We start from the raw sequence: 22,429 nt of genomic DNA on the forward strand, positions 1-22,429 counted from the left end.
CTTCGGGCAGCTTTTTTTTTGGCCGGTCTTGATGGCGCTTCCCGTTGGCTAGCCGGGCACACGGCTTGCCCTGCAGTTGAAGTTGGTGAATTCCTACAAACTGTCGAGCGAGCAAATGTGCAAAATTACCAAGGCTTGGTCCAAACCAATATGACCGTCCAACAGTTCTTTCTTGCCCTTCGGTACCGCTGGCGCACCGCGCTCGCGGTCTGGGGCGCAGCTCTGCTGATAGTCGCAGGGCTCGCGTCCTTGCTCATGCCGATCCAATACCGCGCCACTTCGGAAATGCTGATCGAGGAGGAAAACCTTGACCCCATCGACGGTGTGACGCTAGCGGGATCCGGCCTGAGCGTGCCAAGCCGCATGGCGACGCAGGTAGACATCCTGCGAAGCGAACGCGTCATGTTGCGGGCCCTGCGAACGATGGGCCTGCAGAACGACCGTGCACTGCGGGACCGCTGGACCTCCCAGGCCGGCGGCCGAGGTGACTACGAAGCCTGGCTCGTGGAACGCCTGCAAAAGAAGACCGACATACGCCCTTCGCGCGACTCCAAGGTGCTGTATGTGTCTCATTCCGCGAAGGACCCCAAGTTCGCGGCACAGTTCTTGAACGCCTTGGTCGATGCGTACGTCCACACGGGACTCGAACTGCGGCTCGAGCGGGCGCGGCAGTACAACGCCTTCTTTGACGAGCGCTCACGCCAGCTGCGCGAACGGCTCCAGGAAGCCCAGAAGAAAGCATCCGAGTTCTACCGCCTCAATGGCATCACCGGCGCCGACGAAAAGGCCGACGTGGAGGAAGCCCGGCTGGGGCTGCTCAGCGCGCAAGTGGTGGCGCTACAAGCCAGTGCCGAGGAGGCGCAGAGACGTCGAAGGGAGGCCGCCTCCAACCCGGACCGGATGGAGGAAGTGCTCAAGGACCCGCTGGTTGCTTCGCTGGAAGCCACACTGTCGCTCCAGGAACTGCAACTGAACGAAAACACGTCGCGGATGGGCGACCGCCATCCGAAAGTCCTTGAGTTGCTTGCCACCACCGCCGGGCTGAGGGCGCGCCTTCAGGCTGCCAAGCGCCGTGCGGCCACCGGCTTCGAGGGAAGCAGCAACGTGTCCGCCAGTCAGCTGGCCGAGCGCACCCGTGCATTGGAGGCTCAACGCGAGAAGGTGCTGCAGCGCAAGGGCATTCGTGACCAGGCCCGGCTTTTGCAAAACGAGGTGGACGGGGCGCAAAGGGCATTCGACGCGGTGGTCGCACGCCTGAACAAGACCGCAATGGAGAGGAGCGACACGCAGCCCAACGTATCCATCTTGAAGGTGGCCACAGTTCCGTCGGTGACCGCATCCGCCTCTCACATTGCGACACTTTCAGCCGCGGCCGTGGTCGGCCTGCTGCTGGCTCTCTTCACGATGGTGATCATCGAGATGCGCGACCGCAGGCTGCGCAACGCAGAGGACGTGGAGTCCACACTGAAGCAACCCCTGCTCACAGTCCTGCGGCGGCGGCGCCCGCCCGGAGCACCTTCGTCGGTGCGCCAGCTGCTGATTCAGCCCCGTCCCGCCCTCCCCAACGAAGGAATCCATGCTGGAAATTAGTTCCATTCCCGTGAAACCGAATGCGGGCAACGGCGAGGACCAGTTGCCGGCTCTCTCGCGCGACCGTCCGATTGGCTATCTCCTTTGCCAGTCCAAGGGACTGCAGCCCTCCCAGGTCGAGCAGATCCTTGTGCATCAGCGCCGGCATGGCGGGAGATTCGGCGAGGCGGCAATCGCTTTGGGCCTGGCGACGGAAGAAGACATTCTCGAGGTACTGGCCAGGCAGTTCGAATACCCCTACGTGCGCACCTTCGACGACAGCGCCATCGATGCTGAACTGGTCTGCGCTTGCGACCCCCTTGGGGAAGATGCGCAATCCTTTCGCGAACTTCGAAGCGAGCTTCTGACGGGGGTGCTGGACAGATCGACGCCGCGCGCCCTCGCCGTATTGAGTCCGCAAATCGGAGACGGACGCAGCTACGTGGCGGCGAACCTGGCATTGGCCTGCGCGCAGCTTGGCGGCAGGACCTTGCTGGTCGATGCGGACATGAGGACGCCCCGGCTGCACACGCTGTTCGAGATCGACGATTCCGTGGGCCTGAGCAAGCTGCTGCGCGGCGGTGTGATGCAGGAAGTCGTCCAGCAGGCTCACAAGTTCCCCGGCCTTTTCCTGCTCGCGGCCGGACCCACCCCGCCCAATCCCCTGGAACTGTTGCAGCGGTCAGCCTTTTCCAAACTGTTGCGGGAATGGCTCGCCAAGTTCGATCACGTGGTGCTGGATACACCGGCGGCCAGCTATGGGCCGGAGGCGCGGGTGATCGCTGCCACTGCCGGAGCGGCGCTGGCAGTCGCGCGGCCGCACGCCACGCGGATTGCCGACTTGCAGCGCCTTCTGTCCTCCATCGAGAAAGGTCCCGCAGCGCTGGCAGGTGTCGTGATGAACGAACACTGATGAACCAAGACGGGGCAAGCCCTTCAGTTTCAGTCCCGCTCAGCCGGGACCCCCGGCACATGGCGGGTACTGGCATCAAGATGGCGGAGCTTTCGATTGCGCAGGTTGCCATCTACGCCTTTCCCCTGATCTTTGCAGTGGTCTGCGCGCGAAATCTTGGGCCGGCCAATTACGGTGTCGTCGCCTTCTACACGGCGCTGACTTCATTCCTGTGCATGTTCATCGAGTTCGGGTTCGACTCTATCGGGGTGCGCGAAGTCCATGCAATGAGCAGGCGCGAGGACCCAGAGCAGGTGATGTGGAACGTGACGTTGGCCAAATTGATCGTGTGCCTGCTGACTTGCATAGTGGCCGTGCCGGTGCTCCTGGCGACCAGAAGCTCCGCGGAGGCGTCGATGTCTTATGCGATGCTGATCTACATGGTTGCATTTGCTCTCGACACGAGCTGGTACCTGCGTTCGCTGGAGCTGATGCGGTCGGTCATGTTCGTGGCTGCGGCGTCCCGGTTGGCCGGCATCGTCTTGCTGGTCTGCGTGGTGACCGGGCACGACGACGTGGGCGCGGCGATGTGGACCTACGCCTTCGTGGCTTGGGCGAATGCCATCGTGGGCTGGCTGCTCATGCGCCAGTCGCTAGGGCTCGGCAAGCCGCGGCTTGAGGTGCCACACCTGAAGTCGCTTTTCAGGAGCGGGGCCGCGATCGTGGTCGGCAATCTCAGCGGGGCCTCGCTTACCAGTGGCGGAATCGCCGTACTCGGTGTGCTCGCAGACCCGGTGCTGACGGGGGCGGCCAACATGGCCCTGCGGATCAAGACCGCCGGACAAGCCGTCATGCTGCCGCTGAGTCAGTTGGGCTTCGTTCGACTGAGCACCCTGGTGGGATACGACCCCACGGCCGCCGTAGCCCTCGGGCGCCGGCTGTTCTACGCACTGATGGCCATCAGCCTGACAGTCGCATTGCTGATCATCATCAATGCCGACTTGATAGCGGCGCTCGCCTACGGGCTCCCAAAAGCCCCGGAACCAGCAGGTGTGCTGGTGCGTCTTCTCGCGGTAGGCATCCCGGCTAGCGTAGCGGGGAACTTGTTTGGCTTGCAATGCCTGACCCTCTTCAAGCAGGAACGTGCTTATGTGCTCGTGTTGTTGGCTGCGGCGGCCATCTTCTTCGGACTGCTGCTGTTCTCCGATGCCAGCAACTCCCCGAACTACGGTTGGGCCTTTCTGACGGCCGAATCGTGGGTCTTCCTGGCCGCAGGGCTGCATCTTCGCCGCGTTGTCAGGGCCTCATGATGACGCATGATTTTCGCAGCGGCGCCCCCGGGCTGATCGCGTGCGCGCTTGCATCTTTCCTTGCGACCAGCCATTCATCGGTTGGGGTCAATCTGACCGACCACGGCGGTGTGTGTAACGGGGCGACGGATAACTCGGCTGCTATCGCGCTTGGCTTGGCGGACGCCAAAGCGAAGAACCTGCCCTTGGTGATCCCCACCGGGCAGTGCAATTTCAGCGACATCATTCGCCTGGACGGGGTGAAGTTGACTGGTAACGGCGCAAGTTCGGTGCTGTACGCGACGAACTGGCAACGCTCTGCCATTTTCATGTCGGGAGCGGCGCCTTCCGTCTCCAATGTCAAGCTGACGGGGGTGAGCGCACCGTCGCGTCAAGCCCCTTGGGAAATGACCAAGATCACCGTGTTCGGTGCCACCGATTTTGTCATCGACCGGGTCGTGATCGAAGGCTCTCCGGCCGCCGGCATCCAGACGGCGCAGGCGCCTACTCGCGGGCGCATCACCAACAATGTGGTCAGGAACACGCTGTCCGACGGCATTCACATCACGGGCGTGGCCAGTCATATCCTTGTGGAAGCCAATTTGGTGGAATACACCGGCGACGACGGCATCGCAGTAGTGAGCTACCGGAGCGATGCGGGTCGGGTCAACAACGTCACGGCTCGCAACAACGTGGTACGCAACAACCGCTTCGGCCGCAACATGAGCGTCGTGGGTGGCAGTCAGGTGCTCTACCAGAACAACCTGATGCAGAACAACCTGGCCGGACTGGCCTGCCTCTACATCGCTCAGGAGGGAGGAGGGATGCCAACCCAGGGCAACGACGACGTCAAGGTCGAGCGCAATACTTTGGAGAACTGTGGCGGGCCTGCCGCGGGCCACGCTGCAGTGATGATCTTCAGCGACGGCAACGAAGCCAACAACAACATCTGGCTGCTCTACAACGACATTCGGCAGTCGGGACGGGCTGGCATTCGCGTCTACAGCCCCCGGAATCTCGGTGTGCGCCTGGAGGCCAACCGCATCACTGGTGCTTCCTTACCCTTGAACGTCAGCAGTCCTTCTACCACGGTCATCCCGTACACGAGCGGGCCGGTCGGCTATGTGAGTCCGTGATCTCAAGGGCGGTGGGATGGCTTTAAGGGCACTGGACCAAACCCCTTCTCAAACTACTGAGCTGGCTGCCTCAGTTTGTATCATCGGCGCAGGGATCGCGGGCCTGATTGCGGCGGTTCGCCTTGCCCGGAACAAGCAGCGACGAATCATCGTAGTGGAAAGCGGCCTGAAGAATGGCGACCCCGCTCTTAGCGCTCTCAACGAGATCGACAATCCCGCCAACAACTACGAGGGGGCTCTGGCGGGGAGATCCAGAGGTTTGGGAGGCACCTCGTTGCTCTGGGGCGGAAAACTCCTTCCTCTCAGTTCGCACGATACGCTGCCCCGTCCCTACCTGGACCTGGACGGATGGCCCTTCGATGTTGCGGAACTCGCTCTGTACTACCAGGAGATCGAGTCGCTGATGCGAGTGGATGGTGAAGCTCACGATGGTGAAATAACGGAACAACTCGATCCCAGGGGGTTCCTTCCCAGAGACGATGTCGATTTTTTCCTTCGATGGCCCAAAAGGCCGACTCCCAGGAATCACAACCTGGCCTATATCTTTCGAACCGAAATTGAACGACTCGACAATCTCGAGATCTGGGTCGGGGCGACCGTGTCGGGTTTTGACTTCGACTTGTCTTCCAGAATCAAAGCGCTTACCGCCATCAACCATGCCGGAAAGACCTTGCGCGTGCTCGCGAACGAATATCTCATCACCGCGGGGACATTGGAGTCCACTCGGCTGCTCTTGATTGCAGACCAGCAATCGAACCACACCATATCTCGTGACTGCAACGCGCTCGGTCGCTACTTCAACGATCATTTGGGGTTCAATGCAGCGATTCTTCGCCCGCGCGACAAAACGTTAACCAATCTCATCCTGAGCGACCGCTACATTTTCTCCACGCAGCGACATTTGCATTTTGAGCTGCGTGCCGAAGCCCAGGAAAAGAGCGGCATTGGCAGCGCCTACTTTGATGTGGGGGCGGAGCTCCTGGACGATTCCGCTTTGACAAAAGCCAAGCACGTGGTGCAAGGACTGAAGCGAGGAAAACTGGACTTTACTTTCGTGGATCTAAAGGCAATCCTTGAAGATTCGCCCTCCTTGTTCTCGACGGCGCAATGGCAATGGACGCGAAAACAAAAATATTGGCCGCCGAATGCAGTCCTGCAAATCAAGATTTGGGTTGAACAGCTGCCTCGATGGCAAAACCGCATTTGCCTTTCGGACCACAAGGATGCCCTGCAGCTTCCCAAGTTGAACCTCGAGTGGACGAAAACGGCTGCGGAGGAAAAGAGTTTCAGGACGATGGTCGAGAAAATCCGTCGATATTGGGATCGCCACCTGGCGCGCGTTTGCGAGTTGGAGTGGAAACCTGAGGCTTTGAATCCTGAATTGCGGATCGTAGATTCGGCGGGTGACCATTTCCACCCCGCTGGCTCGACTCGAATGGGAAGGGATCCTTCGGATTCGGTCGTGGATTCGCATTTGAGAGTTCACCGCATCCCGAATCTAAGCGTTGCCAGCGCTTCTGTTTTTCCAACCTCCGGGAGCGCCAATCCGACGTTGACCGTCATGTGCCTGGCCATGCGTGCAGCCGATGCGCTCGCCAAGCACTGTTAGCCGACCTTCATGGACGCGCCTGCAACGCTTCGTCGACCAGCCGCTTCAACGAGGTCCGGAACAGGTCGAGCGAAAAACGCTCGGCGTTGTTCCTGCACGCTTGCGGGCAGATCTGCGCGCCGGCCTTCTCGAAGCGCGTCACCGCATCGACGATTGCCCCGGGCAGCTGCTCGTCGAAGAAGACGCCGGTGGGCGCCGGCGAACTGCCGAGCGGCTGCACGATCTCGCGCGCGCCCCCGCGGCCGAATGCGATGACGGGCGTTCCACAGGCCTGCGCCTCGACCAGGGTGATGCCGAAGTCCTCCTCCGCGGCGAATACGAACGCTCTCGCGCCTTGCATGTACTCGCGCAGCTTCTCGAACGGCATGTAACCGACGAGTTCGATGTTCGGCGTCGCAAGCTTGCGGCAACGGTCCAAATCGGGGCCTTCGCCGACAACCACGAGGCGCTTGTCCGGCATATGCGCGAAGGCTTCGACGATGACGGGCATTTTCTTGTACGGGACCATGCGCGCGGCGGCGAGGTAGTAGTCGCCTTTCTGGCGCCGGAAGGTGAACGCCTCGATATCCACCGGCGGCGGCAACACGGTGCTGTCGCGCCCGTACACCTTGCGCACCCGCCTGCCGATGTAGGCGGAGTTGGTGAGGAACACGTCCACACCGGACGCGGTGCGCACGTCCCACATCCGGATGTAGTGCAGGACGATCCGCGCGAGCACGCCGCGCACCCCGTTCAGGCGCGACTCCTCCAGGTATTGATGCTGCAGGTCCCAGGCGTACCGGATTGGCGAGTGCACATAAGAGATGTGCAGCTGGTCCGGCCCGGTGATCACGCCCTTCGCGACAGCGTGGCTGCTCGAGATCACCAGGTCGTACCCGCGCATGTCGAGCTGTTCGATCGCGAGGGGCATGAGCGGCAGGTAGGCTCGGAACATGCGCCGTGCGAACGGCAGGCGCTGGATGAAGGTGGTTTTGACCGTACGACCGCCGAGGAAGGCGCGCTCGTCCAGGGAGAGGAAATCGGTGATCGCGAAAACGTCCGCCTGCGGAAACACCTGGAGGATTTGCTCCACGACACGCTCCGACCCAGCGTATGTTGCGAACCACTCGTGTACTACGGCAACCTTCAACTGGAGCCTCGCTCGCGTTCGAGGGTAGGCACGCGAGGTCGTACTCGGGCCGTGGTGCCGACGAACGGCGGATCGCACACGGACACCAGGGGCAGTCCGGCGATCATGGTCACGCTTACCTGGGTCAGGTCGTGGATGAAGATGTCCGGAACGAAGCAGACCGAGGCTGTGGTGTCGCGCAAACTGTCCAGCAGGCCGTGGACGCGCGCGCCCCGCGACATGGGCAAGGAAATATAGATGACATCGATCGCATGCTTCTTCACGTACTCTGCGACGCTGTCGATGCGGCCGAGCAGCGGCAGCGGACCGGGAGCGTCGAGACGCTCGGTGCTGCGGTCCTCGAAGTAGCCGACGAAGTGCTGCCCTTCGGCCTCGCGGTCCTCGATCAGCTGGGCCATGCGCAGCGCGACACTGGTCACGCCGACCACCACGACCCGCCTCTTCGCGTAAAGCGGCCAGAACAGCGGCGCGATTCTGGGCGACGCCATATGCAGCAGCAGCAGGATGCCTGGCGCCGTGAGCAGCCAGTACATCACGACGGCGGGCTCTGTCCGGAAGTTGTCGCGCAGGTACAGCTTGGCAGCCCAGAAGAAACACACGCCGCAAACCACCTTGAGCCAATTACCGAGGAGGTGCCCCGCGACCCCCGTGGAGAAGCGGCGGAACGGCACTTCGGCGGGGAAGCCGATGGTGAACGCCAGGACCATGAGGATCAAGTCGTCGTGCGAGAAAGGCCGGGCATACAGCTTCAGAACGGCGACGTACGCCAACACAGCCACGAGCGGGTCAATCGCCGATCGCACTAGCGACCAAGGGTGTCCCGCGCAAGATACTGCCGAGGGCAGGCTGTGCGAGTGGATTCGCGAGGTGGCGTGCTTCATCCAGCCTCGCCCGGTGTGCGCGACAGCACCAGAAAGTGAAGCGTCTTATTGTTTTCCACGTAACAGGTTATAGAAGGCGCTCATCCCGACCGGTGAAACAGTTCATTGTTGGCCGATCAAGCCCGGACGTGGGCGCAGGGGATATAAGCGAACCCCAGCAAGGACAAACTGCTCGAGCGGTAGCGTGCCGTTGTTTGTGCAAATTACAAGCCGCTACAGGTCGGCATCGGGCGGCATCGAGTAAGTTGCCGCGACCGCCGGCGATGGGACTCGGGCACACCGTTTGCCCTGCTAAGAGTCCGGCGGCCCGCAACAACTTAAATGAAGATTTACGCCAACGAATCCCCTGCCACGATTGCCAGGTCGGGGCGGCCTTGGTCGGTGCTTCGGTCGCTGATCGATCCCGTCATCATCGTGGGTACCTATCTGGGCATCCTGGCCTTCGTCCGCAAGCCGTGGGCTGAAGCAGACTTCCTCGTCATCTTGCTTGCCCTGGTGCTCACCTATCCCGGAAAGGTCCCGTTCAACCGGTTCTCCGCGCACATTGCCTTCGCCATCCTGAGCCAATGGTTCTGGGTGCTAGTGGTGTTGCTCTTGTTCCGCTGGGCCATCGGTACCGAGCACGCCCCCATCTTCTCGGTATGGGGTGCTACCGCGCCGCTGGTCCTGCTCGGCATTCATTGGCTGTCGCCCGTGCTGGCGCCTTACCTGCGATGCTTCTACAAGCAATCGAAGGTCGTCATCGTTGGTGCCAACGAAATCGGCTGGCGGTTTTTCGAGCTGATCCGCAGGGGCGAGGCGGACGGGCAGAACGTCATCGGATTCTTCGACGACCGGGAAGCCCATCGGCTGGACCTGATCGGCCCGCATTTGTTGAAGGGACGCATCGACGAGGTGAGCGGGTACGTGAAACGCCACGGCATAGACGTGATCTACATCGCCTTGCCGATGTCGTCGCAGCGCCGAGTCGTCTCGCTGCTGGAGCAGTTGCGGGAGACAAGGGCGTCGATCTATTTCATCCCCGATATCTTTGTGGCCGACCTGATCCAGGCGCGTGTCGATACGGTCGGGGGCGTGCCCCTTGTGTCCGTCTGCGATACGCCGTTCCAGGGTATGCCCGGTGCCATCAAGCGAGCATTCGATCTCATCCTCACGCTGCTGGCACTGCCGCTTCTGCTCCCCGTTCTTGGCTTGGTGGCGCTGCTGATCCGGCTCACCTCACCGGGGCCGGTGATCTTCAAGCAACGGCGCTACGGGCTGGACGGGAGGGAGATCCTGGTGTGGAAGTTCAGGACGATGAAGACCCTGGAAGACGGTGACAAGACCTACCATCAGGTGACCCGCGACGACGACCGCGTGACGCCGCTGGGAAGGCTGTTGCGCAAGACTTCACTCGATGAGTTGCCGCAGCTGCTCAATGTGCTCGCTGGGAACATGAGCCTGGTAGGGCCACGCCCCCACGCGCTGGCCGTGAACGAGCAGTTCCGAAAGTTGATTCCCGGCTATATGGTGCGACACAAGGTAAAGCCGGGCATCACCGGCTGGGCCCAGGTGAACGGGTGCCGGGGCGGCGACGACCTGGAATCGATGCGCAGGAGGACCGAGTACGACTTGGAGTACCTGAGGTCGTGGTGCCTGACGCTGGATCTGGTCATCATCTGGAAGACCGCCAGGCTGCTCATCGTGGGCGATGAGAAAGCGTATTGACAGCATCAAAGGGTTTTTTCTCACAGGAAACAGCGGCACCCTGTCGCAGGCAAAAACCGTGTCAGGTTCCTAAACTCGCGGGCGTCTATTCAGGAGAGCAGGAGAGCCCGCATGCGCAACCGGTCCGAATACCCGCTCGCCGCCCCGGCGGAGTCCGTCCATTCTGAGGCGGAAAGCCGGCGAAACCGCGAAATGCGCACTTGGGCAGCCAGCATGGGCACAACTGTCGAGCGGCTCGAAAAAGCAGTCAACGCGGTCGGAATCTCGCCCCGAAAGGTGCGCTCTTACCTGAGGGCTTACAGCGAGATGCCTGCGGTCGTTCCCAGGTACCGCTCGAGCACGGCCATCTCGGCGGCGCTGGGTGCGCCCTTGCCGGTGATCACCGAATAGACATTGCCCATGAAGCTGTCGCGCGGGTAGTAGCCCAGGAAGCCCCAGCCGATCAACATCTGCGTGAACTGGCTCGGGGCCAGGCTGGCGTAGCTGTTGGCAACGACGGCGGTGTTCACGCGCAGCGTTTGCGCGCCCGGCCGCGACGTCATGGCCACGACCGATGGGGTGTTGGCCGGTAGCTGTGACGGGCTGGTGATCTCGACGGTCTGGCCGCCGGCATCCACCCAGCGGGCGCGGGGCTGGCCGTTGCTGAAGCCCAGATCGGCGTTCTGGTAGTCCTCGCTCTTGGAGGCCTGGAAGACGGAGCCGGTGTTGCCGTTGCCCGGGATGCTCACGGCGGCGATGGCGAAGTGCGCATCCTCGACGTTGTACGGCACCTTGTTCTTGGGGTTGGCCTGTACGCCGGGCATGCTCTCGGCCTTCTTGCACCAGAAGCCGAAGGTGTCGTAGGTGGTGTGGTCAGAGTTCTTCTTGCCGTTGGTCACGCGCATCACCGGCACGGACATGGTGCCCGTGGCGCCCATTTCCTTGTTGATCCAGTTGAGCATTTCCATCGCGTTGCCCGGGCTGGAGCCAAAGCCCGAGTCGGAGACGGCGCGCACCGGCTGGCCGTCGGCCGCGGGGCCGCCTTGCAGGTAATCGGTGTAGCCGTCGGCCATCTCCCACTTGCAGGCGCTGTACTTGGCCAGGATCGCCATGGCCGCATCGGACAGGCTGGTGGCCGCGTAGGCGACCGGGTCGGCCAGCGAATAGACCTTGCGCGCGGGCGGCACCTGGCGGCCATCGCTGCTGCTGTAGCTGAGCGTGGTGACTGTGTTGGAGGCCGCGGTGTAGGTGTAGCTGTCCTGGCCGTTGGCACCGGCGGGGATCGTCAGCACCGATTTGCTCAAGGTGCCGCCGTTGTTGGAAGACACCGTGATGTTGACCGGGCTGGTGAGGTTGCCGCGGGCATAGACGGTGATGGTCACCGACGTGCCGGCCGGTGCGAAGCCGCCACCGGCGTCGAACAGCGTGGCCTGCGAAATGCCCGCCGACGCCTTCATCGGGCCGGACACGGACGGCTCCAGGGTCTTGTTCTGGTGCCAGCCGGGCACATGGTTGATCGGGTGGGCGCGGATCGGCCAGTGATTGCCGCCCATCCAGCTGTAGATCTCCACGCCTTCCTGGCGGGCGTGTTCCATCGTGCGCTTGAACATTTCCTGCCAGCGCGGATCGTCGATGGGCATGCCTATTTCGGTCAGCGCCAGCTTCACGCCCTTGGCACGGGCCCAGTCGGTGGCCAGCTTGAGGCGGTTCAGGCCGGTGTCCACATGGATCGAGCCCACGCCGAAGCCGGCGCTGTAGTTCTTCGCCACTTCGGTGTCGTAGTCGAACCCGAAGCCGTTGCTGAACGCGTCCAGGTACATGTGAACCTCATAGATGAGGTTGCTGCCGGCCAGCGGCCAGGCCGGGTTCTTTGTCGCCAGCGACATGGCGGCCTGCCACTCGTTACCGGCTACATAGATGGGGTTGGTGCCGTCGACGGCGCGGATGGCAGCGATCGCGGCCTGGGCGAAGACGGGCCAGATCATCAGGTCTTCGCCGCCGCCGTAGGCAGCGTCGGTCCCACCGGGCGCGGGCAAGTCGTGCGGCTCGTTCATGAGGCCGTAGCCGCCAAAGCCGGGGTGGTTTTTCCACCGGTTGGCCGCGCGGGTCCAGAAGTCGGCGAAGTTGGCGGGCTTGAGCGTGGCGCCGGGCGCCAGCGCGAAGATGCGCTCGTGCACCTGGGAAGAGTCCGTGGTGTACGGGCGGATGAGCAGGTTGCCGGGTTGCGTCAGGCCGATGACGGAGCCGTCGCCCTGGAACCTGAAGTCCTGGTAGCGGCAGTAGTTGTGCAAGTCGATGATGCACTTGGCGCCGACGGCGGCGTGGGCGTCCAGCACGCCGGTGATGTAAGCGGCGTAGCCTTCATGGAAGACACCGGGTGCGCCGATCAGCGACCGGGCCGTGCCATTGGCAAAGGTGTCGTGCAGCATGGGCTGCAGCAGTTCCCACTGGATCGGCAGGCGATTCTTGTTGTAACCGTTGGAGGCCAGGTACGCCACGTCGGCCGCGCGGGGCACCGTGAAGTTCAGGTTGGGCTGGGTGCTCTGGCCGTAGCGCAGGCCGGGCCGGGTCCATTCCATGCCGGACAGGTTGGTGCCGATCGCCAGGCCGGAGAGGCTGATGGCCGTGGGCAGGTTACCGCCGCCGTTGCTGCCGGATGAGCTGGAAGCTGAGCCGCCGGTGGCGGACCCCAAGGTTCCCGCGCTGCCTGCGGTGGTGCCGCCACCTCCGCCTCCGCCACACGCGGTGGTGGTAAGGGCTACTGCAGCGGCAGCGGTCGCGACCTTGGAAAATTCACGTCTTTGCATCTTAAATCCATGTAAAGGCGCGGTTCAAGGTGCGGGCTGTGCGGCCCGGTGCTCATCCGCGCGGATGATTTTTGTTGGGTGCCGCAGGCTCAAGCTCAACGGCTGCGCGGATCGTAGTAGGACATGTCCGACACGGCGATAAGCATCCGCCTACAGAACGTAAGCAAAGGGTGTAAGCGGTTACCGCTGAGTTGACTCATCAGCAGGTGATCGATCTCAAGCTCAGCCGCATAACTTACGTTATGTCGCAACTCGAACGTTATGAAAAACGGCTTTTGACCAAGGGGGCCGTTTATCCAAGGATGAGTAAGCGGTCCGGGCGCCCCTGGAAAAACAAAAAAGCCGCCCGAAGGGCGGCTTTGTGCTGGCCGAATGGCGCGGGTCAGTGTGCGAGCGACACCGTTTCACGTACGGCCCGGGCCTGGGACTGGACCGGCAGGCCGTAGGAAGCCGCCGTCACTGCCAGGATCACCGAAACGCGTTGCAGGATCGAGGTGGTCCTGTGTTGGTTCATTGAATGTCTCTCCCTGTTTTCGAACTACAACGATGAGTATGAGCTTCCAATGTTCAACTGCCGTGACAGAGCGGTACGCCAGACAAAGTGGGACGGTGCTTACACTTCGCGGCATCATCTGGGGATTGACATGAGCAGCAACACTCGAGTTTTTCACCGCCATCTGCACTACACACCGCCCACGGCCACCGGCGGAAGCGGGGTTTACCTCACAGACAGCACCGGCAAGCAGTACCTCGATGCGTCGGGCGGGGCCGCCGTGTCCTGCCTGGGCCACGGACACCCCGACGTCCTCGCCGCGATGCACGCCCAGATCGACAAGCTGGCCTACGCGCATACCAGTTTCTTCACGACCGAAGTGGCGGAGGAACTGGCGCAGCACCTGATAGCCCGTGCGCCCGAGGGCATGAGCCACGCCTATTTGGTCAGCGGTGGCTCCGAGGGCGTCGAGGCCGCGATGAAGATGGCGCGCCAATACTTCGTGGAGATCGGCCAGCCGCAGCGCAGCCACTTCATTGCGCGCCGGCAGAGTTACCACGGCAATACGCTGGGCGCGCTCTCCGTGGGCGGCAACCAGTGGCGGCGAGAACCGTTCGCGCCCATACTGATCCCGGCGACCCACGTGGCGCCGTGCTATCCGTATCGCGAGCAAGGGCCCGGGGAAACACCCGAGCAGTACGGCCAGCGGCTGGCGCGCGAACTCGATGCCACCATCGAACAGTTGGGCAGCGACAAGGTCATTGCGTTCGTCGCCGAAACCGTGGGTGGCGCGACCGCGGGCGTGCTCACCGCGGTGCCCGGTTACTTCAAGGCCGTGCGCGAGGTCTGCGACCGCCACGGCGTGCTGCTGGTCCTCGACGAGGTGATGTGCGGCATGGGGCGCACCGGCAGCCTGCACGCCTGCGAGCAGGAGGGTGTCGTGCCGGACCTCCTCGTCATTGCCAAGGGCCTGGGCGGCGGCTACCAGCCGATAGGGGCGGTGCTCGCGCAAAAGAAAGTCGTCGAGGCGATGTCCAGGGGCTCCGGCTTTTTCCAGCACGGCCATACCTACCTGGGCCATGCCGTAGCCTGCGCCGCGGCGCTGGCCGTGCAACGGGTGATCGAGCGCGACGGGCTGCTGGCCCGGGTGCGCGACGGCGGTGCCAGGCTGGAGCGAATGCTGCGCGACGCTTTCGGCTCGCATGCCCAGGTGGGCGACATCCGCGGCCGCGGGCTGTTCTGGGGTATCGAGCTGGTGCGGGAGCGAGGCAGCAAGGCCCCGTTCGATCCGGCGCTGCAGCTTCACGCCCGGATCAAGAAGGAAGCCTTCGCCCGGGGCTTGATGGTTTACCCGATGGGCGGCACGGTTGACGGCCGCTATGGTGACCACGTGTTGCTGGCGCCGCCGTTCATCGCCAGCGATTCCGAGCTCACCCTCATTGCGCAGCGCCTGCATGACGCAATTCAGGCCGCTCTTCGATCCGTCTGATTTTTTCAACCCAGGAGTGTCCCCATGTCCCGCAAATTCGTGTTCCATACGCTGGCCACCGCGGCCATCCTGTCGGCCGGCTTCGGCAGCGCGCCCGCCTTCGCGCAGCAGAAGTTCGTCACCATCGGAACCGGCGGCGTCACGGGGGTCTACTACGCCGCCGGCGGCGCGATCTGCCGCCTGGTGAACAAGGACCGCGCCAAGCACGGCATCCGCTGCTCGGTGGAGTCGACCGGCGGCTCGGTATTCAACGTGAACACGATCAAGGCCGGCGAGCTCGACCTGGGATTCACCCAGTCCGACGTGCAGTACAACGCGACCAAGGGTCTGGGCCAGTTCAAGGACCCCGGCGCCTGGGGCGACCAGCGTGCGGTGTTCTCGGTGCACCCGGAACCATTCACGGTCGCGGCGCGCAAGGAGGCCAACATCAAGGCCTTCACCGACTTCAAGGGCAAGCGCTTCAACGTGGGCAATCCCGGCTCCGGCACCCGCGCCTCGATGGAAGAGCTGCTCGTCGCCATGGGTTGGAAGCTGAGCGACTTCTCGCTGGCCTCCGAACTGAAGGCCGATGAGCATGGCTCCGCACTGTGCGACGGCAAGATCGACGGCTTCTTCTATGGCGTTGGCCATCCCAGCGCCAACATCCAGGACCCGACCACCAGCTGCGGTGCCAAGCTGGTTTCGATCACCGGCCCGGCGGTGGACAAGCTGGTCGCCGAGAAGCCGTACTACGCCAAGGCGGTGATCCCGGGCGGCCTGTACCCCAACAACCCCGAGCCGACCAACACCTACGGCGTGCTGGCGACCGTCGTGGCCTCGGCCAAGACGCCGCCGGATACGGTCTACCAGGTGGTGAAGGCCGTGTTCGACAACTTCGACGAATTCAAGAAGCTGCATCCGGCACTGGCCAACCTGAAACCCGAGAACATGGTCAAGGACGGGCTGTCGGCACCGCTGCACGAAGGCGCTGTGCGCTATTACAAGGAAAAAGGCTGGATCAAGTAAGCGGCTCGCGTCCCCATGGCGCAGCTTGAAAAGCTTTCCACCGAGGAACTCGACCAGCTCGTCAAGGAGGCCGACCTGGGCGGGCGCGAGCCCGGCGGCGCCATCGGCATGGGTCTGGCCGTCGTGGCGGCGCTCTGGTCGCTGTTCCAGGTCTGGTACGCCTCGCCGCTGCCGTTCACCTTCGGCTTCGGCATCCTGAACGACACCGAAGCGCGGGCCATCCACCTGGCCTTCGCGGTGTTCCTGGCTTTTTGCGCCTTCCCCGCCTTCAAGCGGTCTTCGCGCACGGTCATCCCGTGGAGCGACTGGGTGCTGGCGCTGGTCGGCGCCTTCTGCGCGGCCTACCTGTTCCTGTTCTACCGGGAGCTGGCTACGCGGCCCGGCTCGCCCACGACGATGGACGTCGCGGTGGGGCTGGCGGGCGTGGCCATCATGCTGGAGGCCACCCGCCGCGCCATGGGCTTCGGCATGCTGGTGACCACGGGCGTTTTCATCGCGTTCGTGTTCCTCGGGCCCTACATGCCGGAGGCGATACAGCATCGGGGCGTTTCGTTGTCGCGCTTCATTTCGCACATGTGGCTGACCACCGAGGGTGTGTACGGCGTGGCTCTGGGCGTGTCGGTGCAGTTCATCTTCCTGTTCGTGCTGTTCGGCACGCTGCTGGACATCGCCGGGGCCGGCAACTACATGCTGCAGGTTTCGCTGGCTTTGCTCGGCCACCTGCGCGGCGGGCCGGCCAAGGTGGCGGTGATGTCGTCGGCGCTCAACGGCATGGTGTCGGGCTCGTCGGTCTCCAACGTGGTTTCCGGCGGCATCTTCACCATTCCCCTGATGAAGCGCACCGGGTACTCGGGGGTGAAGGCGGGGGCGATCGAGGCCGCGTCCTCCATCAACGGGCAGATCATGCCGCCGGTGATGGGCGCCGCGGCGTTCCTGATGGTCGAGTACGTCGGCATCCCGTACTCGGAGATCATCAAGCACGCGGCCTTGCCCGCCATCATTTCGTATGTCGCGCTGTTCTACATCGTGCACCTGGAAGCGCTGAAGTACGACCTGAAGCCGCTGGTACGGGATCGGCAACCCACCTGGCGCGAGCGCATGCTGGGCTGGGCCATGGGTCTGTCCGGAACGATGGTGGCCTTCGCCGCGATCTACTACCTCATCACCGCGGTGCAGGCGCTCGCCGGGCCGGCAGCCGGCTGGGTGTTGGCGCTGGTGGGCCTGGTGGCGTATGTGGTGCTGATGGCCTATTCGTCGCGCTACCCGGACGTTGCCGTCGACGATCCATTGGCGCCTGAAGTCAAGCTGCCGCTGCCGTGGCCCACGGTGCGCGCCGGTCTGCACTTCTTCATACCGATCGTGGTGCTGCTGTGGGCCTTGATGGTGGAGGAGCTGTCGCCGGGCCTGTCGGCGTTCTGGGCCACCGCCACCACCATGGCGATGGTGGTGCTGCAGCCGGTGATGCTGTCGATCTTCCGCCCGGACGGGGCAGGGCGCACCGTGGTTCAGGGCCTGCTGCGCGGCGTCGCGGACTTATGGAAGGGACTGGTGCTGGGCGCGCGCAACATGATCGGCATCGGCGTGGCCTGCGCCAGCGCGGGCCTCATCGTCGGTGTCATCACGCTGACCGGCATGGGCCTCATGATGACCGACTTCGTCGAGGTGGTATCGGCCGGCAACGTGCTCGTGATGCTGGTCCTCACGGCCTTCATCTGCCTCTTGATCGGCGCGGGCGTGCCCACCACCGCCAACTACATCCTGGTGGCCACGTTGATGGCGCCTGTGATCGTGGAGCTGGGCGCGCGCAGCGGGCTGGTGATCCCGCTGATCGCGGTGCACATGTTCGTCTTCTATTTCGGCATCCTGGCGGACGTGACGCCGCCGGTCGGCCTCGCCTCGTATGCGGCGGCTGCGATCTCCGGCGACGACCCGAACGCCACCGGCTGGCAAGCGACCTGGTACAGCCTGCGAACCACGGTGCTGCCGTTCGTCTTCATCTTCAACCCGCAACTGCTGCTGATCGGCCTGGGTTCGTGGGCCGAGGTGGTCATTGTCTGCATCACGGGCACGGTGGCTTCGCTGCTTTTCGCGGCGGCCACGATGCGCTGGTTCCGCACGCGCTGCACCTGGCTCGAGGTGGGAATGCTCCTTATCGCGACATTCCTGTTCTTCCGGCCGGATTGGGTGATCGACCGCTTCTCACCGAAGTACGTAGCGGCGCCCGCAGCCGACATCTACAAAGTGGCGGACCGCCTGACCGAAGACCAGTGGCTGGTGGTCGGCATCGCAGGCGAAACACTGGATGGCAAGCCGCAGACCAAGACGGTGGCCATTCCCATGGGCAACGGCGCCACCGGCCGCGAACGGCTGCGCGATGCCGGGGTGACCTTGAGCCAACTGGGCGCCGAGTTGGAGGTCGCTCAGGTCAAGTTCGGCAGCCGCGCCAAGAAGCTGGGCCTGGAACAGGGCTACAAGATCATGGAGTTGAAACTGCCCAACCCGGCCCGTCCGTCGCAGCATTGGGTCTTCATCCCTGCCGCGGCCCTGGCGTTCGCGGTGTGGTGGCTGCAGGGCTTGCGCGTGCGGCGCGATACGACGCTGGCGGCGGCATGAGTGGAGGCCGACCACGGATCGCCCTGATCCACGCGCTGGCGCATTCGATAGCGCCGATCAACGAGGCGATGGCGCGGGATTGGCCCGAAGCCACTCGCATGAACGTGCTGGACGACAGTTTGTCGGCGGACCTGGCCGCCGGGGCAGGGCTGGATGCGGCCATGCACGAACGCTTCCAGCGTCTTGGGCAGTACGCCATCGATTGCGGCAGCGATGCCATCTTGTTCACATGCTCGGCGTTTGGCTCTTGCATAGAGCAGGTCGCCAAAAGGCATGCTGCGGTTCCCGTGCTCAAGCCCAACGAAGCAATGGTGGCGGACGCGGCGGCGCTGGGGTTGCGCGTCGGATTGATCGCCACGTTCGCGCCGACGCTGCAATCCATGCCAGCGGAGTTTCCGGCCGGCGCGCAGCTGGAATGCATCCTGGCCGAGGGCGCCTTGGCTGCGCTCAACGAAGGCGATGCGCAGCGACACGATGCTCTGATTGCACAGGCGGCGATGGACGCCGCGCGGCGCGGTTGCGGCGTGATCGCGCTGGCCCAGTTCAGCATGGCGCGTGCTCAGGCGCGAGTCGCCGCCGAAACGGGCTTGCCGGTGTTGACGACGGTGGAGAGTGCGGTGCGCGCCCTCAAGCGCCTTGTCATGCCGGACCTGATCCGGCATCCATAGCGGAGATGGATCCCGGGTCAGACCCACTACTGTCCGGAGATTTCAGCTATTGCAGGCCTGCGGGTGGGCGGCGAAGCCGCGTGCGGGCGGGCTTCAGACTAATCGTGGACTGTCCTCGCACCCCGGAGAGGCCCGCGCGCTGATCGCGCGCAACGCCCGCAAGTCCATTCCCCGACGCCTCGGGCAGCCCTGATTGCGCGCCCCAGCCCGCCCACACGCGGCTTCGCTCGAACTTGGTTGGCGCGCCGAGGGCTTTCGCACGCCAACCGCGCTTGTGCAAGGCTGTGCGTCGGTCGGCTGCGGCGCGCAATCGGGACCAGGCGAGATGCGGAGGTCGAGTTTGCGGCCGTTTGCGCGCGATCAGCGCGCAGGACATCTCCGGAGCGCGGGGACAGACCACGATTAGTCTGAAGGCCGCAAACTCGACCTCCGCATCGTTTCGGCGCTCCCGGCGCCGAACGGCTGGTCCGCGCGCCGCAGCCGACCGGCGCACAGCCTTGCCGCGAGGTGTTGGCGCGCAACTTAGCGATCGCGCGTGACTCTAGCTCTTCCCGTCGTTGTCGACCGACGCGCTCCAACGGTCGCCCCAGCCCCGCTGCGCATCGTCGAGTTCACGCCGCCCGCGTTTGGTGGGCCGGCCCTGCTCGATCGAATGGGCGGGTTCGGGCGCCAGCCGGCGCTGCTCGGCGGCCTGCTCGCGTGCCTTCAGGCTCTCGGCGGTTTCCTCATACAGCATCTGGGCCACGGGCGCTGGGCCTCGCATGCCCGAGAGCGCCTTGACCACGACGCTGCGTGTCACGGGCCCCTGGCGCATCGATACCGTGTCGCCGACTTTCACTTCGCGCGCCGGTTTGACCTCTTGCCCATTCACTTCCACACGGCCCTTGACGACCTCCTCGCTGGCGAGCGTTCGCGTCTTGTAGAACCTGGCGGCCCACAGCCATTTGTCGATGCGCAGTTTGTCCATTACGCCTGATTCTCCGCCAGCGGCAACCGCACGGTGGTATCCAAACCTTCGCAACGTCCGTGGGCTTCGCGATTATCCAGGCTGATCGTGCCGCCGAGTACACGCACGATTTCGTTGCAGATGGCCAGGCCCAGGCCCGAGCCGCTGCGCGCATTGCCCGGCGAGAACGGCTGGAACAGCCGGGGTCGAAGCTCGGCGGGGATGCCCGGCCCGCTATCGGCCAAGGTCAGCGCAACCGAGTTCGCGTCGGCGATGACTCGCACGGACAGCGCGCCGCCGTCCGGGCTGTGCTTGATGGCGTTGTGCAGAAGGTTGCGGGTGAGCTCGCGCAGCATCCACTCATGGGACCGGACCGGTGCGGACATGGTGTCGATGTCGAAATCGAGGTCCTTGTCGGCGATCAGCGGCGAAAGCTCGAGCGCGACCGAGCGCACCACTTCGGCGAAGTCGTTCACCGACGCATCGGGCTGCTGGCGCAACTGCTCGACCTTGGCCAGCGACAGCATCTGGTTGGCCAGCACGGTGGCTCGCTCGACGGTATCGCTGATTTCCAGCAGGGCCTGGCGCGGCTCCACGTCGCCGCGCAGCGCCGACTGCACCTGGGTCTTGAGTACTGCCAGCGGCGTGCGAAGCTGATGCGAGGTGTCGCGCACGAAGCGCTTCTGGTTGTCCAGCAGATGTTGCAGCCGGGTCATGACGTGATTGGTGGCGTCGAGCAGCGGAAGCAACTCTCGCGGCGCGTCGGCCGCCGAGATGGGCGTCAGGTCGCCCTCGGCCCTGGCCTGCAGTTCCTCGCTGACGCGGCGGACCGGGCGGGTGGCCCGCTGCACCACGATCACGGCCACCAGGGCGATCACCGCCACCAGCACGGCTTGGCGCCACAGGGTGTCGATCAGGATCTTGCGGGTGAGGGTCTGCCGCAGCTCCAGCGTTTCGGCCACCTGCACCACGGCCATGCCGCGGCCGTTGGCGCTGGCGACGGGCTGCAGCAACACGGCGATGCGCACCGGTTCGCCACGGAACGAGTCGTCGTAGAAGTCGACCAGGGCTGCATAGGTGTTGCGGTCGGGCAGGGTACCTCGCCAGAATGGCAATTCACCAAAGCCGGACACCATCTCGCCGCCCAGTGTGGACACCCGGTAGAACATGCGGCTCTGATTGTCGGCCTCGAACGCTTCCAGGGCGGCGTAGGGCACGGTGACGCGCAGCTCGGCGGCCTCGTCATAGCCGCGCACGTCGAGCAGCTCGCCGATGGACTTGGCCGATGCCAGCAGGGTGCGGTCATAGGCTGTGTTCACAGCCCCCAGCGTCTGGCGGTACAGGCTCACGGCATTGACCAGGACGAACAGGCCCACGGGCAGCAGGATGCCCAGCAGCAAATACAGGCGAAGCGATACGGCGCGGCGCACCTGCTTCACCCGCTGGTCTTGAGCAGGTAGCCCAGGCCGCGCAGCGTCATCAACGTCACCCCGGTGTCCGCCAGTTTCTTGCGCAACCGGTAGACGACGACCTCCACGGCCTCGTACTGCACATCGGCCTCGCCCGGAAATACCAGTTCGAAAAGGCGTTCCTTGCTCACTGCATGGCCGGGCCTGGCCATCAGGGCTTGCAGCAGCGCCAGCTCGCGCGGCGTGAGTTCCAGCACCTGATCGCCGTGGTAGATGGCGCCGCTGTCGCGGTCGTAGCGCAGCGCGCCCACGCTATAGGAGGGCGCCTGGTCGCCGCTGGGCGGGCGGCGGCGGTGCAGGGCGCGAAGGCGCGCCTCCAGCTCGTCCAGGTCGAAGGGCTTGGGCAGGTAGTCGTCGGCGCCGGTGTTCAGGCCTATCACCCGGTCCCCCACGGTGCCGCGCGCGGTCAAGATCAGCACGGGCGTCTGCATGCCGGCCCGCCGTGCCTGCTCCAGGACCTGCAGCCCATCCAGCCCTGGCAGGGTGAGGTCCAGCAGCACCACGTCGGGGGCGCCGGTGCGCCAGCGCTCGAGCGCAAGGCGCCCGTCGGCGCAAGCCGTGACCTCCATGCCGCGGCGGCTCAGTGTGCGCTGCAGGGTGGCCTGCATCGATGGGTCGTCTTCGACGAGCAGAAGTTTCATGGAAGCTGCCGAGGTTAGCGCCCGCCGGCGCGGGTTGTTCAGTAGTTTCCCCAATAAGGGGGACAGCCGAATGACAGGCAGACGGCGCATGATGGCGAGGTTTCGAA

17 protein-coding genes and 1 pseudogene are annotated in these 22,429 nt (G+C 64.1%); 11 read left to right on the forward strand and 7 right to left on the reverse strand.

Features of this window, described 5'->3' with window-relative positions:
- The first annotated feature begins 18 nt into the window (after positions 1-18).
- The 5 genes from HNE04_RS17705 to HNE04_RS17725 are packed head-to-tail and all read left to right on the forward strand — an operon-like array spanning position 19 to position 6,495.
- Positions 19-1,590: a chain length determinant protein EpsF gene (locus HNE04_RS17705; protein ID WP_172221990.1), complete on the forward strand. Its 1,572-nt coding sequence runs from the start codon at positions 19-21 to the stop codon at positions 1,588-1,590.
- Complete coding sequence (locus tag HNE04_RS17710; RefSeq protein WP_172221993.1) at positions 1,577-2,482, forward strand: polysaccharide biosynthesis tyrosine autokinase; 906 nt, start codon at positions 1,577-1,579, stop codon at positions 2,480-2,482. The genes HNE04_RS17705 and HNE04_RS17710 overlap by 14 nt, the downstream gene beginning before the upstream one ends.
- Positions 2,483-2,541: 59 nt before the next feature.
- Positions 2,542-3,771, forward strand: coding sequence for an oligosaccharide flippase family protein (locus HNE04_RS17715; protein ID WP_172221996.1), 1,230 nt, complete (start codon positions 2,542-2,544; stop codon positions 3,769-3,771).
- Positions 3,768-4,886 (forward strand): right-handed parallel beta-helix repeat-containing protein, encoded by a 1,119-nt coding sequence (locus tag HNE04_RS17720; RefSeq protein WP_172221999.1) that lies wholly within the window; start codon positions 3,768-3,770, stop codon positions 4,884-4,886. The genes HNE04_RS17715 and HNE04_RS17720 overlap by 4 nt, the downstream gene beginning before the upstream one ends.
- A gap of 16 nt (positions 4,887-4,902) precedes the next feature.
- Positions 4,903-6,495 carry a GMC oxidoreductase gene (locus HNE04_RS17725; protein ID WP_172222002.1) on the forward strand — a complete coding sequence of 531 codons (1,593 nt, stop codon included), beginning with the start codon at positions 4,903-4,905 and terminating at the stop codon, positions 6,493-6,495.
- 22 nt (positions 6,496-6,517) lie between these two features.
- Here the strand turns inward: HNE04_RS17725 and HNE04_RS17730 are convergent.
- Positions 6,518-7,702: pseudogene (locus HNE04_RS17730) on the reverse strand (glycosyltransferase family 4 protein); the annotation flags it as partial.
- The gene (locus HNE04_RS28115) at positions 7,621-8,403 is read right to left on the reverse strand and encodes a Rossmann-fold NAD(P)-binding domain-containing protein (protein WP_172222008.1); all 783 of its coding nucleotides are present in this window, start codon (positions 8,401-8,403) and stop codon (positions 7,621-7,623) included. The gene HNE04_RS28115 and the pseudogene HNE04_RS17730, both read right to left, overlap by 82 nt.
- Positions 8,404-8,826: 423 nt before the next feature.
- Here HNE04_RS28115 and HNE04_RS17740 point away from each other — a divergent pair, with 423 nt between their 5' ends.
- Positions 8,827-10,212 (forward strand): undecaprenyl-phosphate glucose phosphotransferase, encoded by a 1,386-nt coding sequence (locus tag HNE04_RS17740; protein ID WP_172222011.1) that lies wholly within the window; start codon positions 8,827-8,829, stop codon positions 10,210-10,212.
- A gap of 192 nt (positions 10,213-10,404) precedes the next feature.
- A complete protein-coding gene (locus HNE04_RS28560; protein ID WP_407926609.1) occupies positions 10,405-10,602 on the forward strand; it encodes a DUF3606 domain-containing protein in 198 nt (65 codons plus the stop codon).
- On the opposite strand, the gene HNE04_RS17745 is transcribed toward HNE04_RS28560, so the two are convergent.
- Positions 10,509-12,998 (reverse strand): cellulase family glycosylhydrolase, encoded by a 2,490-nt coding sequence (locus tag HNE04_RS17745; RefSeq protein WP_172222014.1) that lies wholly within the window; start codon positions 12,996-12,998, stop codon positions 10,509-10,511. The genes HNE04_RS28560 and HNE04_RS17745 overlap by 94 nt on opposite strands.
- A 382-nt stretch (positions 12,999-13,380) precedes the next feature.
- Positions 13,381-13,512: a hypothetical protein gene (locus HNE04_RS28325; protein WP_268904914.1), complete on the reverse strand. Its 132-nt coding sequence runs from the start codon at positions 13,510-13,512 to the stop codon at positions 13,381-13,383.
- Between the two features lie 130 nt (positions 13,513-13,642).
- Between HNE04_RS28325 and HNE04_RS17750 the strand changes: the two genes are divergently transcribed.
- The 4 genes from HNE04_RS17750 to HNE04_RS17765 are packed head-to-tail and all read left to right on the forward strand — an operon-like array spanning position 13,643 to position 19,266.
- A complete protein-coding gene (locus HNE04_RS17750) occupies positions 13,643-14,980 on the forward strand; it encodes an aspartate aminotransferase family protein (protein ID WP_172222017.1) in 1,338 nt (445 codons plus the stop codon).
- Between the two features lie 24 nt (positions 14,981-15,004).
- A complete protein-coding gene (locus HNE04_RS17755; protein WP_172222020.1) occupies positions 15,005-15,985 on the forward strand; it encodes a TAXI family TRAP transporter solute-binding subunit in 981 nt (326 codons plus the stop codon).
- 15 nt (positions 15,986-16,000) lie between these two features.
- A complete protein-coding gene (locus HNE04_RS17760; protein WP_172222023.1) occupies positions 16,001-18,598 on the forward strand; it encodes a TRAP transporter permease in 2,598 nt (865 codons plus the stop codon).
- Entirely contained in the window at positions 18,595-19,266 is a 672-nt protein-coding gene (locus HNE04_RS17765; RefSeq protein WP_172222026.1) for an aspartate/glutamate racemase family protein, read from the forward strand. The genes HNE04_RS17760 and HNE04_RS17765 overlap by 4 nt, the downstream gene beginning before the upstream one ends.
- Before the next feature lie 541 nt (positions 19,267-19,807).
- Here HNE04_RS17765 and HNE04_RS17770 read toward each other — a convergent pair.
- Genes HNE04_RS17770 through HNE04_RS17780 form a run of 3 tightly spaced genes read right to left on the reverse strand, consistent with a single transcriptional unit; the run spans position 19,808 to position 22,322 of the window.
- Positions 19,808-20,233 (reverse strand): RNA-binding S4 domain-containing protein, encoded by a 426-nt coding sequence (locus HNE04_RS17770; RefSeq protein WP_172222029.1) that lies wholly within the window; start codon positions 20,231-20,233, stop codon positions 19,808-19,810.
- Positions 20,233-21,642 (reverse strand): sensor histidine kinase, encoded by a 1,410-nt coding sequence (locus tag HNE04_RS17775; protein ID WP_172222303.1) that lies wholly within the window; start codon positions 21,640-21,642, stop codon positions 20,233-20,235. Before HNE04_RS17775 ends, HNE04_RS17770 begins: the two co-directional genes overlap by 1 nt.
- A gap of 5 nt (positions 21,643-21,647) precedes the next feature.
- Complete coding sequence (locus tag HNE04_RS17780) at positions 21,648-22,322, reverse strand: response regulator transcription factor (protein ID WP_235965136.1); 675 nt, start codon at positions 22,320-22,322, stop codon at positions 21,648-21,650.
- Positions 22,323-22,429 lie beyond the last annotated feature (107 nt).

Origin of the sequence: Caenimonas soli, from assembly GCF_013155545.1 — a bacterium.
Lineage (GTDB): Bacteria > Pseudomonadota > Gammaproteobacteria > Burkholderiales > Burkholderiaceae_C > Ramlibacter > Ramlibacter soli.

Coding starts and splice junctions, on each gene's coding strand:
- HNE04_RS17770 (WP_172222029.1), bottom strand. CDS start 20,233: ATGGACAAACTGCGCATCGACAAATGGCTGTGGGCCGCCAGGTTCTAC.
- HNE04_RS17765 (WP_172222026.1), top strand. CDS start 18,595: ATGAGTGGAGGCCGACCACGGATCGCCCTGATCCACGCGCTGGCGCAT.
- HNE04_RS17740 (WP_172222011.1), top strand. CDS start 8,827: ATGAAGATTTACGCCAACGAATCCCCTGCCACGATTGCCAGGTCGGGG.
- HNE04_RS17710 (WP_172221993.1), top strand. CDS start 1,577: ATGCTGGAAATTAGTTCCATTCCCGTGAAACCGAATGCGGGCAACGGC.
- HNE04_RS17760 (WP_172222023.1), top strand. CDS start 16,001: ATGGCGCAGCTTGAAAAGCTTTCCACCGAGGAACTCGACCAGCTCGTC.
- HNE04_RS17780 (WP_235965136.1), bottom strand. CDS start 22,322: ATGAAACTTCTGCTCGTCGAAGACGACCCATCGATGCAGGCCACCCTG.
- HNE04_RS28325 (WP_268904914.1), bottom strand. CDS start 13,512: ATGAACCAACACAGGACCACCTCGATCCTGCAACGCGTTTCGGTGATC.
- HNE04_RS17725 (WP_172222002.1), top strand. CDS start 4,903: ATGGCTTTAAGGGCACTGGACCAAACCCCTTCTCAAACTACTGAGCTG.
- HNE04_RS28560 (WP_407926609.1), top strand. CDS start 10,405: ATGCGCACTTGGGCAGCCAGCATGGGCACAACTGTCGAGCGGCTCGAA.
- HNE04_RS17750 (WP_172222017.1), top strand. CDS start 13,643: ATGAGCAGCAACACTCGAGTTTTTCACCGCCATCTGCACTACACACCG.
- HNE04_RS17720 (WP_172221999.1), top strand. CDS start 3,768: ATGATGACGCATGATTTTCGCAGCGGCGCCCCCGGGCTGATCGCGTGC.
- HNE04_RS17745 (WP_172222014.1), bottom strand. CDS start 12,998: ATGCAAAGACGTGAATTTTCCAAGGTCGCGACCGCTGCCGCTGCAGTA.
- HNE04_RS17715 (WP_172221996.1), top strand. CDS start 2,542: ATGGCGGGTACTGGCATCAAGATGGCGGAGCTTTCGATTGCGCAGGTT.
- HNE04_RS17755 (WP_172222020.1), top strand. CDS start 15,005: ATGTCCCGCAAATTCGTGTTCCATACGCTGGCCACCGCGGCCATCCTG.